Origin of the sequence: Timaviella obliquedivisa GSE-PSE-MK23-08B, from assembly GCA_019358855.1 — a bacterium.
Classification (GTDB): Bacteria; Cyanobacteriota; Cyanobacteriia; order Elainellales; family Elainellaceae; genus Timaviella; species Timaviella obliquedivisa.
The window spans coordinates 39,605-55,771 of record JAHHII010000008.1; the positions used below are offsets into that span (position 1 = coordinate 39,605).

General features: G+C 48.8%; 14 protein-coding genes. 6 read left to right on the forward strand and 8 right to left on the reverse strand.

Translation table 11 applies throughout. The features are described from left to right. Positions 1–10: 10 nt before the first annotated feature. Together KME11_14900 and KME11_14905 are read left to right on the forward strand one after the other, a co-directional pair. Positions 11–1,129: a glycosyltransferase family 4 protein gene (locus KME11_14900; GenBank protein ID MBW4516496.1), complete on the forward strand. Its 1,119-nt coding sequence runs from the start codon at positions 11–13 to the stop codon at positions 1,127–1,129. Between the two features lie 64 nt (positions 1,130–1,193). After that, positions 1,194–2,069 (forward strand): alpha-1,2-fucosyltransferase, encoded by an 876-nt coding sequence (locus tag KME11_14905; protein ID MBW4516497.1) that lies wholly within the window; start codon positions 1,194–1,196, stop codon positions 2,067–2,069. Here KME11_14905 and tilS read toward each other — a convergent pair. The 4 genes from tilS to KME11_14925 all read right to left on the reverse strand — a co-directional run bounded on the left by tilS (position 2,066) and on the right by KME11_14925 (position 5,810). Further along, positions 2,066–3,076, reverse strand: a complete 1,011-nt coding sequence (gene tilS / locus KME11_14910) for a tRNA lysidine(34) synthetase TilS (GenBank protein MBW4516498.1) — start codon at positions 3,074–3,076, stop codon at positions 2,066–2,068. The two genes, KME11_14905 and tilS, sit on opposite strands and share 4 nt — an antisense overlap. 18 nt (positions 3,077–3,094) lie before the next feature. After that, positions 3,095–3,547, reverse strand: a complete 453-nt coding sequence (locus KME11_14915) for a KGK domain-containing protein (GenBank protein ID MBW4516499.1) — start codon at positions 3,545–3,547, stop codon at positions 3,095–3,097. Positions 3,548–3,584: 37 nt separating this feature from the next. After that, entirely contained in the window at positions 3,585–4,577 is a 993-nt protein-coding gene (ccsB, locus tag KME11_14920) for a c-type cytochrome biogenesis protein CcsB (protein MBW4516500.1), read from the reverse strand. A 120-nt stretch (positions 4,578–4,697) separates the two neighbouring features. Continuing rightward, on the reverse strand, positions 4,698–5,810 hold the full coding sequence (locus tag KME11_14925; protein ID MBW4516501.1) for a hypothetical protein: 1,113 nt from the start codon (positions 5,808–5,810) through the stop codon (positions 4,698–4,700). Positions 5,811–6,011: 201 nt separating this feature from the next. Between KME11_14925 and KME11_14930 the strand changes: the two genes are divergently transcribed. Further along, positions 6,012–7,448: a DUF1669 domain-containing protein gene (locus KME11_14930; GenBank protein MBW4516502.1), complete on the forward strand. Its 1,437-nt coding sequence runs from the start codon at positions 6,012–6,014 to the stop codon at positions 7,446–7,448. Between the two features lie 32 nt (positions 7,449–7,480). Here the strand turns inward: KME11_14930 and cax are convergent, their stop codons facing one another. Beyond that, positions 7,481–8,566 (reverse strand): calcium/proton exchanger, encoded by a 1,086-nt coding sequence (gene cax, locus KME11_14935; protein MBW4516503.1) that lies wholly within the window; start codon positions 8,564–8,566, stop codon positions 7,481–7,483. Between the two features lie 5 nt (positions 8,567–8,571). After that, complete coding sequence (locus tag KME11_14940) at positions 8,572–10,929, reverse strand: cation:proton antiporter (GenBank protein MBW4516504.1); 2,358 nt, start codon at positions 10,927–10,929, stop codon at positions 8,572–8,574. Between the two features lie 187 nt (positions 10,930–11,116). Here KME11_14940 and KME11_14945 point away from each other — a divergent pair, with 187 nt between their 5' ends. Together KME11_14945 and KME11_14950 are read left to right on the forward strand one after the other, a co-directional pair. Then, positions 11,117–12,055, forward strand: a complete 939-nt coding sequence (locus KME11_14945) for a peptidoglycan DD-metalloendopeptidase family protein (protein ID MBW4516505.1) — start codon at positions 11,117–11,119, stop codon at positions 12,053–12,055. A gap of 116 nt (positions 12,056–12,171) precedes the next feature. Continuing rightward, complete coding sequence (locus KME11_14950) at positions 12,172–12,714, forward strand: late competence development ComFB family protein (GenBank protein MBW4516506.1); 543 nt, start codon at positions 12,172–12,174, stop codon at positions 12,712–12,714. An 82-nt stretch (positions 12,715–12,796) separates the two neighbouring features. On the opposite strand, the gene KME11_14955 is transcribed toward KME11_14950, so the two are convergent. Together KME11_14955 and KME11_14960 are read right to left on the reverse strand one after the other, a co-directional pair. After that, positions 12,797–13,255: a L,D-transpeptidase gene (locus KME11_14955; GenBank protein MBW4516507.1), complete on the reverse strand. Its 459-nt coding sequence runs from the start codon at positions 13,253–13,255 to the stop codon at positions 12,797–12,799. A 112-nt stretch (positions 13,256–13,367) separates the two neighbouring features. Further along, positions 13,368–14,846: a DUF1565 domain-containing protein gene (locus KME11_14960; GenBank protein MBW4516508.1), complete on the reverse strand. Its 1,479-nt coding sequence runs from the start codon at positions 14,844–14,846 to the stop codon at positions 13,368–13,370. Positions 14,847–15,063: 217 nt separating this feature from the next. On the opposite strand from KME11_14960, the gene KME11_14965 reads away from it, so the two are divergent. Beyond that, the gene (locus KME11_14965) at positions 15,064–16,128 is read left to right on the forward strand and encodes a thiamine phosphate synthase (protein MBW4516509.1); all 1,065 of its coding nucleotides are present in this window, start codon (positions 15,064–15,066) and stop codon (positions 16,126–16,128) included. Positions 16,129–16,167 lie beyond the last annotated feature (39 nt).

Sequence of the window (16,167 nt, forward strand, 5' to 3'; positions counted from 1 at the left end):
GGAAAGAATCATGAAAATTCTCTATGACGGCAACATCTATGCAATCCAATCTGCCGGAGGCATTAACCGTTACTTTGCCAACTTAATTAGCCGCCTTCCCCACCACGATACTCCAGTCCTAACGACTTGCCGTCGGCAGCACCTTAACTACCCGGCTCACCCCAACCTTGACCTACGGTTTTTTCCCAGACCTGAGATCTCTGGGATGCGACGAATTTCTTATTGGGTGGGTCAGCAATATTTTCAAACATTCACCCAGCGGCAATCTTTCGATTTACTGCACCCTACTTACTACTCACTCCTTAACTATCAGCCTATTGATGCTTATCCATTTCCTATTGTCCTGACTGTTCATGATTTCATTCATGAGCGCGTTGATCCTGATCATCAGGATGTCAAAAACAAACATAAAGCGATATTGCGCGCTCAAGCAATTATTTGTATTTCTGAGAACACAAAGCAGGATCTATTAAGTTACTATCCCTTTCTAGAAGATAAGATTACCGTTACCCATCTAGCGTCAGAAATTGATGTGAGCTTAGCATATGGGGTTGAACCTGTGCCTTCTCAGCCTTATTTTTTGTATGTGGGAAGCCGTACCTCTTACAAAAACTTTGATGGCTTACTGACAGCCTTGCTCAAGGTTGCCTCTGTTAATTCTGAGTTGCGGCTTTGTGTAGTGGGTGCTCCATTCACACGTCAAGAGCAAACGAAGATCGCAGAGATGGGACTGAGCGATCGCATTCAAAACTATGGTCAGGTTGCCGATCGCCATCTCGCCAAACTGTATCGCTGTAGCCTTGCTCTGGTCTATCCATCTTTTTATGAAGGCTTTGGTATTCCGCCACTAGAAGCCATGGCTTGCGAGACTGCGGTCATTGCCTCTAATACTTCTAGCCTGCCTGAGGTAATTGGAGATGCAGGCATTCTCTTTAACCCTGAGTCAAGTTCTGATTTGGCAGAGGCATTGTTATTACTGATGAACAGTTCGTTAGAGCGCGATCGCCTCATCTCTAAAGGATCTCAGCGCATCAAACAATATGATTGGGACAAAACAGCCGCCCAAACCTTTAACGTCTACCAATCAGTTCAGGCAGTTCAGGCAGTTCAGGCAGTTCAAGCAGTTTAGATAAGTCAGGGCGGCTAAAGGTCAGTTCGCGCATCACTCATTTAATACAATTTCGCCCAAAATTATGATCGTTATCTCCAGCAAATTTGGACAATTAGCCAACCGACTATTTCTCTTTGCCCATTTCATTGCCTTTGCAATTGAGCATAACTTAACTATCATCAATCCTGCCTTTGAAGAATACGCTCAGTTTTTCGAGCCAACCTGCACCGATCTACTGTGTCGTTACCCCATTAATCCATCGGGGTTTCCTATTCATCAGCAGATGCGAAGAGTGGTCTATGAACTTATCCGTATCCTGGGTTTTGGAGTGAATAAAGCTAAGATTGCAAACCCCCTTCTTGCTGTGCTCCGCCTGCCAGAGAACCAAGAATATGATTTAAGCAGCCCTGAGTTTTTAGACTTTGTTACTCAAAAAAAAGTCGTTTTCGTCAGAGGCTGGCTATTTCGTGACAATTCTAACTTTGTCAAACATGCAGATAAAATTCGAGATTATTTCGCTCCGATTTCAGTGCACCGATCGCGTGTAAAATCCTTGATCTCTACCGTTCGCCAATCTTGTCAGGTTCTGATAGGTGTGCATATTCGTCAAGGCGATTACGCTGAGTTTATGGACGGTAAATATTTTTATGAAGTTGATCAATACCTTCACATTATGGAGAAGGTGGAAGCTTTATTTCCAAGTCAAAAAGTAGGGTTTTTAATTTGCTCAAACGTTCAGCAAAATAAAGAAGATTTCGCATCCTTTAATGCGACTTTTGCTACTCATCATCTGGTTGAAGACTTATATTCGCTGGCACAATGTGATTACATAGTGGGCACTGTCAGCACTTATACGCTATGGGCTTCTTTTTACGGAGAAGTGCCACTTTACACCATTCAAGACCCCGATCGCTCGCCCACCATCACAGACTTCTTGGCTTACGGATCTGAGCCTTAATCCTTAGAGTTCTGCGGTTTGACCTGGATCCAGTCACCCTCAACCTGGGCGATCGCTTCTCCTGGCAACGGGTCACACTGGCTGCGATTTGGCGCACCAATCAACCCTACTAGCTTTTCAACCTGATCAAAACTAGGCGCGATCGGCAGAATTTTTTGTAAAAATTGTCGAATGACTCGCCGCTGCAACGCTAATGGAATTGATTGCAGCATGACTCGATTTAGCCCTAACTCTGAATGGGCTTTTTGCAGCAGTTCAAGAGCAGTCTGGTTCAAGTAATCCACATCGGCAGTTAGCAGATCCGCTGTTTGTGCCAAAGCTTGCTCGACCTGCGGATTGAAGTAGGTTTGCAGATAAGGAATGAGTTCTTGACGAATGCGATTGCGGGCATAATGCAAATCTTGATTAGTAGAATCTTCCCAGACTTTAAGATGAAAGAGTTGGCAGCATTCAGCCGTTTCAGTGCGGGTCATTTCTAACAGAGGACGCACTAACCTGATGCCTGAACCCAACTCGCGTTGCCAACTCAATGCCTGTAGCCCATCCGCTCCACTGCCCCGCAGCAGATTGTAGAGCGTGGTTTCAGCGCGATCGCTCTGAGTATGACCTGTCACTACAACCCCATAGCCCTCAGCGATCGCTATCTCAGCTAAAGCCTCATAACGCCATGCTCTAGCCGTTGCCTCGCTCGTCGGAATCTCAACCGCCGTTTTGCAGAAGTAGGGAACCTGCCATGCCCGAGCAATTTCTTCCACATAAAGCGCGTTGTCAGCCGCATCAGCCCGCCAACGATGATTGCAATGGGCGATCGCCAGTTCCCAACTCCACTTAGGCTGTAAGTCCAGCAGCAATTGCATCAAGCAAAGCGAGTCCTGTCCACCCGACACTGCCACTAGCAACCGCTCATTTTTAAGCAAAAGCTGCCGCGACCCCTTGCGGGTATCTCGAAGAGCGCGCAATACCCTGTGCAGTCGAGCATGATGCAACGTCCAACCAGCATCTGCCATTGTTAATATTCATCTAGGTTAATATTCATCTAGATCGGGGTAGATTTCGGGGTAATCATCTTTTCCTCTGCGGTTAGGGCGATCGCTCTGGGAATAGCTATCCCTGGGTTGGTCTCTTTGCTGGTAGCTGTCCCTCGGCTTAAAAATATCATCTTCATAGGGCGGTCTTTCCCGCTGAGTAGGTGCCCCTTCCTTCAGCAACTTTGGTCCATCAGGAATAAACTCCATGCGAATTCTCACTCGCCCCTTTTGCCATCCTTGATTGCCAAACCGCAGCACCTCACATCCCAAACCCCGTTCATTAAACCATCCTTCTTGCTCATCCGACCACTCATCTTCCCGCTCGCTTACTAACTGCGCTAATGCATCCAAAAACTCACTCGCCTTGAACGTCGCGTTGGACATTAAAACGCTACCCGCCCGCACATACAAAACCTCATCGTTGCTCAGCAACCCAAAATCATGATCCATGCTCACGCCTCCCTAATTTCTCAACCATTCTATTTAACTAAAAAAACCACCCATAGCTATGCAGTCCATTCCCCAGCAGGTTAACGCCCAAGTAACAAACCCAGACCACTACAAACCCCGAAGCTGCTAACAGCGCTGGTTTGCGTCCTTGCCATCCTCGCGTAATCCGCGCATGAAGATAAGCCGCAAATACTAGCCAGGTAATCATTGCCCAAGTTTCCTTGGGATCCCAACTCCAGTAAGACCCCCACGCCTCATTTGCCCAAACTGCTCCTGCAATAATTCCAATAGTCAGCAGCGGAAACCCCAACCCAATCATGCGATAGCTAATATTGTCCAGCGTGTCTGCCAAGGTTAGACGTTGAGGGGTTAACGTTGCTGTTCCTAGCAGGGAGGCTGAAGCCATCATCACAGCCGTTCCACCCCTAGTATGATCAGAATCAATCTGTTCTTCAACTGCTTTCCGTAGCCGATAGCGAGAATCTCGGAAGCCGCCTGTTCCCACCGAACTGCCCTTTAGCTCAATTTCTTGTCCGCGAGTAATAACGAGGAAAGCGATCGCCAACACAGCCCCCACCATTAACGCGGCATAGCTGAGCAGCATCACGCTCACGTGCATCATCAGCCAGTTCGACTTAAGGGCAGGCACCAACGGCTCCGATATTTGCATTTGGTCGGGCAAAGACAACGCCGCAAAGGCACAAATTCCCATTGCTACCGGAGCCGTCACCACGCCTACCAAATTGCTGCGGCTCATGTTCTCTGCCAAAAAATGGACAGCAGTGATGCCCCACGCGATGAAAAACAGCGATTCATATAGGTTGCTTAAGGGAAAGTAGCCGCCTTCAATCCAACGCGCCCCCAGCAATGCCGCTATGCAGAGATTGGCGATCGCCATTCCCGTCGTTCCTGCCACCGTCAGGTAAGCAAGCCTGGGAAATGCTGCGCCCGCCCAGTAAGCTAGCATCGTGATGAATAAGACCGCGAAGGACGCATTATCCAGCCAGCCCTGAAGTGCAACTAAATTCATGCCCAAATTCATGCCCCGTATCTCCAGTCGTACAAATAGGAATTGAGTCTCAAAAACTTAAACCTGATCCTTATGGTAACGCTTGGTGTCTCTATGAATGATGGGTTTATGGAGAAAGGCTCAGCGCGCTGGCAATGGCGCTTTGTGAATCAACACGTAAGCTTGAGCATATTCAGGCAGATTTTGGGTTGCCGCATAGAACGCATCGCGATCGCCAAACACGCCTGCCAGAAAATCTAGTTGATGCAAATTTGGCAAAAAAGCTCCGCCCGTATCCGCGACAACGCCTAACTGTAGTTGCGATCGCCCCCCTGTGCTGTGCGCTAACGCTACAATCTTGCCCAACCCCAGATTCAACACATCTCCTGCAAAGGTCACCCCTGGTTTAATCGAGATTTTAGACTCAAATTGGTGCCCATACCCTTTAATGCCATCCACCGCTCTAAAGTACCAGTAGCGTCCTTGCCGATTAGCCGAAACACCGGGAATATAAGCAATACCGTTGTTGCGATCGACATTGAAAAAGTCTGTAGTTCCATCGGTGAAGTTAATCGAGATGGTTCCTTGCAGCAAAGCATCTTCAAAACCCTCCCGCGTTAGGTAAGCCAACGGCTCCACCCGCCCAAACTCAGTCCCGCCTGGCTCATAAATCCCCGATAAAACCTCTTGCTTGGTGTACTTCAGGTAAAACTGATCCGACTCCGCCTCTTCTTTTAGTTGGTAGAGTGGTACATTAAACTCCGCCGTCTGCCTCCGAGAGCCAGGATGCTCAAACACCGCATATTTAGTCAGCCGCAACAGCCGTTCACTAGGAGTTTCTGGGTCGTAAGCATCCCACTGAATGACCCGAAAGTTGGCGTTGAGAAACTTCGGATCTTTTAACCGAATTGGCTGTCCACCTGCAATATCCTCCTGGAGAGTCGCGATCATAAATTCCAGCGTATTGAGCACATCCGCAACAGTAACTCCTTGGGTGCCTAAAATACCTTCCCGCGAAACCTCTGGGTTGTCTTGGGAATATGCTTGAAAATAGGCTTGAGTGTTTTGCAGAACGGTAAATAAATCCGTCTCATTAAACCGCACGTCCCCATTCGGCAGCGTTCCAGGTAACATGACTTGCCGACTGTCAATGCTGAAGCGATCGCGGTGCTGCTCGTCAATGGCTTGATAAAGGGTTGAAACAGCAGCTTGCGCGATCGGAAGAACGGGTTGAGATACGGGTTGAGAAGCCATAGGCTGCATTCGAGAGTTGAATACCCAAATGCTCAGGAGAATGACTGTGAAGCAAAGGATTAGACTAATTTTTCGGTTCAGCTTGGTTCTCATTTTACTGATGCTCTCGTTAGGCTCAAAGGCGGCTCAACTTTGTTCAAATATTGTCGCATTATTGCGCTGATTGGGGATTGCTAGAAAAGTCATCAGCCATAATTTCCAGTGCGTTTTCTCTCTTCCCTCTGGTTTCGCTTTGCCGTTTTGTTTGTTCTAGGGCTGTTGATTTGCCTGAATATATCTTGGCGCACTGCTTTGCAGATACTGCAAGGGTCGCCCTCCTCTTCACTCTCTCTATTGCCACCTCTCCCTCAAGATCCATTCATTCAAGCGTACTTTAATCATTCTCAATCCTCCCTTTATACAGAGCCCTATCGTCAACAAAAACGCTTAGGAGACAACTTAGAGCAAGTGGCGATAGATGCGATCGCTACCGCTCAATCCACGATCGACATCGCAGTTCACGAAATTAACCTGCCCCATATTGCCCTAGCACTGAGAGAACGGCATCAGGCGGGAGTTCAAGTTCGGGTCATTATCGAAAACTCGTACAGCCGCCCACTAAGTCGCATGACTGCTCAGCAAGTCAACGCATTAAATGAGCACGATCGCAAAAAATATGATGAGTTTTTGCAACTCGCCGACCTTAATCATGATGGACAAGTCGATGCAGTAGAAGCCGAGCAGAGAGACGCGATCGCCATTTTACAAATTGCTCAAATTCCCCTCATTGACGACACTGCCGACGGTTCTAAAGGCAGCGGTTTAATGCATCACAAATTTATAGTTATCGACGGTAAAACTCTCATCGTCAGTTCCGCCAACCTCACGCTGTCAGACATTCACGGTGATTTTATCGCCCCTGCCAGCCTAGGTAACGCCAATCATCTTCTTAAAATCAGTAGCCCCCAACTGGCGGAAAACTTCACCCAAGAGTTTAATTTAATGTGGGGCACTCGTAGTTCCTATCCTCTTTTTGGAGTTAAAAAAGCTTACCGTGCGCCCCAAACTGTGACGCTTACCCCCCGTTCTACTGTGACTGCGCAGTTCTCTCCTACCTCTAAGCGCCTAGATTGGGAGGAGAGCGTCAATGGGCTAATTAGTCGAGCAATCAGTACTGCTCAGCGATCGGTAGATTTAATGCTGTTTGTGTTTTCCGAGCAGCCGTTGAGCGATCGTTTAGAGCAGGTGAAAAGCCGAGATGTGCAGGTACGCGCCTTGATCGAACCGCAGTTCTTCAGCCGTGATTACAGTGAGGCGTTAGACATGATGGGCGTAGCATTAAAGAATCAGCGTTGTCGGTATGAGAAAGGTAACCGAGTTTGGCGATCGCCCATTACCACAGTCGGCACACCAGATTTGCCCCAAGGCGATTTGTTGCATCACAAAGTCGGCATTGTGGATCAGCATCTTGTAATCACAGGTTCGCAAAATTGGAGTGAAGCGGCTAATGATAATAACGACGAAAATCTTCTGGTCATTGACAACGCAACTGTTGCTGCCCATTTCCAACGAGAGTTTGAGCGATTGTATCAAGGTGCGTCGTTAGGGATTCCGAGCAGCGTTCAACGAAAAGTTAAAGAGGAGAAAACTCGATGTTAGGAATTAAACAGCTTAGCTTTTGAATGAGAAGATTAGGCGGGATGGTAATAAAAGGCAACACCTAAAACTACATAGGTCGCCAACAATAGAGTTCCATCCAACCAATTCGATCGCCCGCCGAAGCTGATCAAATTATTGACTGTTACCGCGATCGCTAACGCCACTACTTCAAAGGCGTTAAAGTTCAGATCGATCGGATGCCCCGAAAATTGCCCTACAAAAACCAGCACTGGAGCTACGAATAAAGCGATCAATAAACTATCGCCTGTTGTTGTAGAAACCGTCAGATCCATCTGATTCTTCATGGCTAATCGCACTACGGTTACGAATCCTGCGACATCGCTAATTAATGGAATCAGAATGACTCCTGTGAACAGCGGCGTTAAACCCAACCTTTGAGTTTCTGGCTCAATCACATCAATAAATAACTCAGATTCAAACGCAACCGCGATCGTCGCCGCCAATAGGATGCCAATCCAAATAATAAGGCTTAAGCTTTTCTCTTTCGGTTCCTCGGGTTCTGACACACTTTTGTCAGCTAAACCAATCTGGTAAAGATAGCTGTGTGTTTTAAGTGAGAATAGCAGGGTTAGTCCATAAACAATAATCAGAATAGTGGCAACCACCATAGAGAGATTATGAATGGCGATCGCATCGCCAATATTAGAGGTATAAATCACCATCGTTGGCAGCGCGATCGCGGTGACGGCAAGCGTCATCGAAGAACCGTTTACTCTGGCAAGCACAGGCTTAAATTCTTGCTCTTTATAGCGCAACCCACCCGCCAACATCGCTAACCCCAACAGCAATAACAGCGCACTTAAAATGCTGCCCGTAATGCTGGCTTGCACAATATCAATCAATCCTCTTTTTAAAGCTGCCAACGCAATGATTAAAGCAGTGGCATTTCCAAAAATGGCATTGACCAGTCCGCCCACAGAAGGCCCTGTTACCACTGCAACTTTTTCGGTTGCAGTAGAGAGCCAAATCGACAGCGGTACGATCGCCAATGCCGAAGTAACAAAGATGGTCGAGTCTCCCCAATCGAGCAGCTTGGCGGCGATCGAAATTGGAACAAAGATGAGAAGGACGAGCGGAATAATATTTCTAATGCTCACTGGACTCAATTTATCCTCTGTTGATCAATGGGCAACCGATCGCTAGGCAAATGATCTTCAACGGGTACAAGATTGGGCATGATGCCAGAAGCCAGGGGGAATTGCACTACTTTAGAGGATTCTGGTGCGATCCAACTGCTCGCTTGAGTGAGTGAATGAAAGTTACCACATAATAAAAGGCGATCGCCTGCCTGCAAATCACTTGCACCGTTGGGGAACCGAATATATTTGCTTTCCCGCCGAATCGCCTGAATCAAAATGCCAAACTGCTGTCGAATGTGCAGTTCTGCTAAAGTTTTCCCGATTACATGGCTATCGTCAGGCACCAGCAACCATTGGCAAGAGGCTTGCTCTGGCACCACGGTTTCCCCTTTAGCCAATTCACTAAATGCTGCCATTTCGTCAGCATCGCCCACGATGAGGAGGCGATCGCCCTCCTGCAAAGGCGTTTGTGGATCGGGGTAGTCAATTTCTTCGCCCTGATCTCGGCGAATTGCCATCAGGCTTACCCCCGTTAAGCGGCGCAAATCGGTTTCTTCCAAAGTCATCCCAGCCAGTGGTGAACCTTCCGGCAATGGATACCAACGACTGTTCATGTCTTGTGCGGCAACGACCAAATCTCGCGAAATTTGCTCAGGCTGCCGCTTTGAAATAAGATCTTCATAATGAGAATTACGAATTTGCTGCACTTCTCGCTGAATAATGGGTAGCGGAATGCCAATGCTGGTTAATAGGTGGGCAGAAAGCTCAAGGCTCGCTTCTAGCTCAGGCTGTACCACTTCTTTTGCGCCTAGTTGATATAGCAAATCAATGTCTTTTTCATGCTCTGCACGGACGACTACATCTAAATCTGGAGCAAGCTCCAGTGCCCGCTTGAGGCTAAGGCGCGTACTCATCGGATCTGGCAGCGCGATCGCCATTCCCTTAGCTTGGCTCACCCCCGCAGCTTGCATCACGTGCAAACTTGCTGCATTTCCGTACACGTAAGGAATTTCTGCCTCGCGCAACTGTTGAATGGCTTGCTCAGATTGATCAATCACCACCACCGGATAGTTATGGGACTGGAGCAATTGAACAATATTGTGTCCAATATGACCGTAGCCACAGACCACAATATGATCCCGCTTTGGTAGATTTTCCGGCACTTCCCATGCCTCTTCTGAACCCTCTAGCAAAGTTTTCATCCAGGGCACCTGCTCAGCCCATTCAAAAAGCTGAGGAATTAATCGCAATACAAATGGGGTCAGCACCAACGTTACTGCTGTTGTACCTAAAATCAGCAGATAAACCCGCCGCGACACCAAGCCCAAAACCTGTCCTTTGCTTGCCAAAACGAAAGAAAATTCTCCAATTTGCGCCAGCCCCAAACCCACAATCAACGAAGTTTTGAGCGGATAACCAAATGACTTGACCAGCGGCGTAATAATCAAAAACTTGCCGATAAAGACTAGCGTCACCAGTCCTAAAATCAGTTCTAAATGGTTCCAAATAAAGAATGGATCGATCAACATGCCGATCGCCGCAAAAAATAGCGTGGCGAAAATATCCCGAATCGGTTCCACATAGGTCAAAGTTTGATCGGCGTACTCTACCTCTGAAATCATTAATCCGGCGATGAACGCGCCCATCTCGATAGAAAGCCCCATGTATTCCGTTAATAGCGCAATGCCTAAACAGAGGGCAACCACGCCAAGGAGGAATAACTCTTTGCTTTCAGTGCGAGCCAAGAACCGCAGCAGTGGCGGAATGACCCAGATACCTGCCACGATCGCCCCACCTGCCAACAGTGCCGTCTTCAGTAGCGCAATCGCGATCGCCACCCCAATTTCTTCAGAAGGCTGGTTCAGGGCTGGTAACACTGCCAACATGACCCCCAACGCCAAATCCTGTACCACCAAAATCCCTAACATGACTCGCCCGTGCGCCGTCTCCGTCTCATTCTTCTCCATCAAGCACTTCAGCACCACCGCCGTTGAAGAAAGAGAGAGAATTGCACCCAAAAATACGCCCTGTGTTGCCGAAGACACCCAGCCCACGCCCGTCGAAACCAGCGCTGTTACTAGGATGGTTAGGAAAATCTGCAAGCCTCCGCCACCCAAACTAATTCCCTGGACTTTTTTCAATTCTGAGAACGAAAACTCTACCCCCAAGGCAAATAGCAAAAACGCTGCACCAAACTGCGCCAACGTCTCTACTTGAATAAGCTCCTTAACCAGCCCCAGCCCAGCCGGGCCCACGATCGCCCCACCCATTAGGTAACCCAACAGCACGGGCTGTTTCAGCAATGCTGCCAGCAGTCCACCACCCGCCGCCGCCGCTAGAACAATAACGAGATCAACAATTAATCGAAAGTCTTCTTGCACGAGTTTGTAATCTTGGAGAAATGCTAAGAAATTTGAAGCTTAATGATTTCAGCATACCGAGTTTTCAGATTCTGCGGAGAGCAAACTCGAATTCAAAATTCAAAAATTTGAAAAGAATTCAGGATCAATGCAGAGTTCCCTAGAATATGGATTAGATCCTTCAGCAAACTCCCGATCGCCTCTTCCCATGACCCATCCTTCTCCTTCCCTTCCCAACTCGGCACTCAAAGCCCTCAAGTCATTTCGCCGTTTTCTGTGGCAATATCGCTTGTCCGTTAGCCTCGTACTAGGCGCGATCGCGCTCCTGTCCGTCCTCGTTACCCCTATCCTGAGTGCCCCTGCTGTAACTCCGACTGTCCAGGTGCAACCTTCTAACCCCCAACTTGGCGATACTTTATCGGTAGTGATTCAGGGCAACAGCAGCGCTAACCCAACGATCGATTTTAATCAAAAGACCTACACCGCTTTTCCCATTGGCGCTAACCGCTACCGTGCTTTGCTACCCACAACCCCACAATTTTCAGCAGGGCGTAAGCCCATTCAGGTGATGATCGATGGCACTGTGAAAGATTTGGTGGTGCAATTGCGCGATCGCACCTTTCCAACGCAAAGTATTTGGCTAGGCAATGGCGGCGGACCTGAAGGAACTGACCATGAGTTCGATCGCGTTGATGCCTTCAAAGCCTTGATCACCCCAGATAAACTTTGGAATGGAGCTTTCCGCCGTCCCGCAACCGGTGAAGTGACCAGTATCTACGGCGTTCGTCGGTACTATAACGGTGAATTTGCCGAAGACTACTATCATCGTGGCGTAGACTATGCCGGAGAAGTTGGCTCTGCTGTGGTTGCCCCTGCTGGCGGCAAAGTCGTATTAGTCGGGCGAGTTGCCGATGGTTTTGAAATTCATGGTAATACCGTTGGCGTTGACCATGGGCAAGGCGTTATCAGCATTTTTATTCACCTGAGCCGCATCGATGTCAAAGAAGGCGATCGAGTGCAAGCCGGACAAACTTTAGGCGGAATTGGCTCTACAGGCGCAGCGACAGGGCCACATCTGCACTGGGGACTGTATGTTAATGGGCTATCGGTTGATCCGGTGCCTTGGCGAGAAACTGGCTTTGAGTAGCCTAACTTGCTAAGTCTCTCTGCTTGTTTCCAAAGTTTTCTGGGCATTATAAGCAGGATTGAGCGTGAGTGAGCGATCGCCCTAACGCAGGGTGTTTTGGAGCTTAGGAAGAAATTATGAGTATTGAAAGAATTGTTGAACAGGCTCTGCAAGATGGATATTTAACGCCAGCAATGGAGGCAGAAGTTGGGCGAATTTGTGATACTGCCTCTGAGTTGTCTATTGAAGAATACATGGCATTAGACCGGCTCATGGGCGCTCTGCTTACGGGCGAAGTGGTGGCAGTGCCTCGCAAGCAGTTTATTAATGTTATGGAAGAATTGGTGCTCACTGAGTCGATCGCTCGTGTTGCGGAGATTGAAGCCACCAGCGATTGTACCCTCGACTTAGGCGACATTGCAGCTTATGCCCTCAATCGTCTGCCGCCTTTGTATGCGACGACTGAAGAAGGTGCAGACTATCAGCGAGGCAGAGCTAAAGACGAATTACAAGATCTGATTGCCCAACAGGTCAATGAGGCGATCGCTCGTAACCTGGATCAACCTGAGTTTTTTCCAGAGCGCCAAGTATTGAAAAAGAATACAGGAAGCGAAATGTTGACCCAGGTAAGCTCGCTACTTAAGACCCATGCCTATCAATATGAAGTGCAAACGCATTAAAGGATGCATTCAGTCAAAAGGGCGAGGTTCTAAAAGAGAGCCTCGCTTTTTTGTAGCTCTATCACAAACTTAAGATCGCAAATTAAGGTTGTACCACTACTACTGTTCCGATCGCCACCTGCTCATACAGTGCTTGAATATCTTTATCCCGCATCCGAATACAGCCATGGGAAACGGCTTGTCCAATGAGGTCGGTTTGATTAGTGCCATGAAAGCCAATTTGGTGAGTACCATCTGTCCAAAAGCCAATCCAGCGGCTGCCTAGGGGGTTGCCTGTTCCGGTTGGAATAACATCGCCTGTAAAAGGATGTTGCCACGTCGGATTGAGTTGCATATTGAGAATACTGAATTTGCCTGGCGGCGTTTCCCAACCAGCCTTGCCAACAGCAATGTCATAGCCCACTTGGGTATTTCCATCAGCATAGAGATAAACTTTGCGATCGCCCAAATCCACCACAAGTTGTGATTGCTTCACTTCTGCCTGGTTGGAGGATGATAAAGCATTCAAAGCGTTGGCAGTTAGAGCCGAAAAAGCCCCCATCTGGCTTGCCACCATCAAGCTTACTGTGGCAAAGCTCATCCACATAAAACTTTGGGCAAAGGAGTAATCTCGACTCATGATGTGATGCAGAAACTTTTTCAGAGAGGCTGATCTAATTATCTAGTGTTTCAATTGTTCCGTTCAACCCATTGCTATCTAAAATTTGTGCAGCTTCCTCAGCATTGGTGCGATCGCCAAACGCGCCCACCTGCAAAACAGCTTTTCCGTCAGAGTAAGTTGTAAATGCACCTGGAAACAGCGATCGTACTTGCTCGGCTCGTCTGCCAGCCGCCACCACCACCCGATACCGCAACCCTCTCACAGCAGCACTTTGTCTACTGCCAGACTCTCGATTTTGCAACGGGTTCCGAGAAACATTGACAACAGGCAAATCTCCTACATTGCCAATAGGCGGTTCGGCAGGGACACGCAGAAGGTTAGATGAAGCGCTAGAGGTTGGGGGCGCTGTAAAAGTAGATCGAGAAGTCGCTTGGGTTTCTGGGGGAGGAACAGGAATAGGTGTAGAGCGACTAATGGGCAGCCGCCGCTGTTCAGATTGGGGGGCAGGGACGGGAATATTGACGATCGATGGGCGAGCAGTTGAGCGATCGGGACGCGACCTTTGGGGAGTTGCTGAAGCTGAGAGAGGCGGTTCAGAAGAATTTTGCGATCGGGGCATAACACCTGCACGAGGTGTTATCTGGGCTTGAGATGCTGCCAGGAGCCGAGGAGGATTAACGGGTGAGGTTGTTGACTGAGCGGGGGGCGTTTGAATCAGGGTGGCTGGAGTTTGAGGACGAATGGACATTGAAGTGGCTTGAGCGGTCGCAGCAGGACGGGAGTCGCGCTGTCTCGTAGATGCGGCAGGAGCAGCGGCTTCCACTTGATCCAAGCCATCCTTAATAGCAGGCTGCGCTGTCGCCGCCACCACAACGCCTGTCCGGTTTTGGCTAAAAGCATTGCCCCACAAGGTCGGTGTACTGTCTCCCATAATGGCAACGCCCGCCAAATTACTGCCCGTAAAAGTATTGTTGGCGATCGTGGGGCTGCCTGCCTCTATCCAGACCCCATACCCGTTAGGGTGAGGATTGCTGACCGTAACTCCCATAATTTGTCCGGTTCCAACGATCGCTACATTCTGCTGACCTGCTGTCGCTGTTGTAAATGCTCCTCCACCCTGAATGACAATATTTTTCCCTTTTGTGCTGGGGTCACCTTGAATGATCACGCCAGGCGGCAAGATCAGGGGAAAAACTTCACCCGTATCTGGCGTATAGGTTCCGGCTGCCACCATGACAATGGTGTTGAACGAGGCGTTTTGAGACTGAACAGCCTGGAGCGCGCGGGTTAAAGTCCGAAAGGGCGATCGCTGGGTTACGCCCTGCCCTGCATCATTGCCGCTGCTAGAATTGACGAACAAGAATTGCTGCGCTGCATCAGAACCAGAAGACTGGACAGCAGGCGGAACCTGAATTGGCTGAGCGATCGCTCCAGAGGCATAGCCCAAAACTGTCAATAGCCCTAAACTAGACAACGCTTTAACCCAAGGTCGGAACCGATTGTGAAGATTGGGGGAAACGGTCAAACTCATGGGATTTTCTCCTATTGCCAAAGCACGTCAACCTTTCAGGAACCGATTCAATTTTGCCCCATTATCTTGAAAACGCATCAAGCTTCGATAAAGTTCACGAACTTAAGAAGGCAGCTTGAGAGATTAGGGCTTATGCAGATTGGGGCGGATAACAGACTGAGAACGCCCGATTAGGCTGACTCACTGCTACGATCAGAAAATTAAATGTCAGACTCTCATGGGCGAAACATTGAGCCAAAATAGCCTTTCCAAATCAACTCTTTATCGCATTCTCGACGCGAATCTAGACCGCGCCCGCGAAGGATTGCGGGTTATTGAAGAATGGTGCCGTTTTGGGCTAAACCAAGCATTGCTCACCTCGGAGTGTAAGCAACTGCGGCAGGCGCTGGCACGCTGGCATACGCCCGAAATTTGGGCATCGCGGGACACAAGCAATGATCCGGGTACTGGCTTGACCCATCCTCAAGAAGAAAGTCGCGCAGACATCACCCAAGTGCTCCGGGTGAACTTTTGCCGAGTGGAGGAGGCTCTGCGCGTTTTAGAAGAGTATGGCAAGCTTCATATTCCTCAAATGGCGGCTGATTGCAAGCAGATGCGCTATCAGGTCTATATGCTAGAGACGAGTTTAATTGGGCAACAGCGGCACCAGAAATTGCAGCGATCGCTCCTTTATTTAGTCACCTCACCAGTCGAAAACCTCTTTGCCACGGTTGAAGCAGCCCTTCAAGGCGGGGTTCCTCTGGTGCAATATCGTGATAAAGATGCCGATGACTCAACTCGTCTACACAATGCCAAGCGACTTAAACAGCTTTGCCACCAATATGATGCACTGTTTATTATGAATGACCGCGTAGACTTGGCGATCGCTGTGGATGCCGATGGCGTTCACCTGGGGCAGCAAGATATGCCTATTGCCGTTGCCCGTCAGCTACTGGGCAATCAACGCATTATTGGTCGTTCTACAACTAATCCAGACGAAATGCAGCAGGCGATCGCTGAAGAAGCCGACTATATTGGTGTGGGCCCTGTCCACGAAACTCCGACCAAAGCCGGAAAAGCTGCCGCTGGATTAGAGTATGTCAGCTATGCTGCTGCCCATGCCCCCATGCCTTGGTTTGCCATTGGAGGCGTTGATACTGAAAATCTTCAGCCTATTCTTACTGCCGGAGCAACGCGCGTGGCAGTCGTACGGTCAATTATGGCGGCTTCAGACCCAACGCTGACCACCCAGTTTTTTATCTCGCAACTGCATCGAACTTTTCCTCTCTCTTCCGATAGGTGACGAAAAGGAAGAAATCTATCTAAGTTGCCGTTTGCCCCT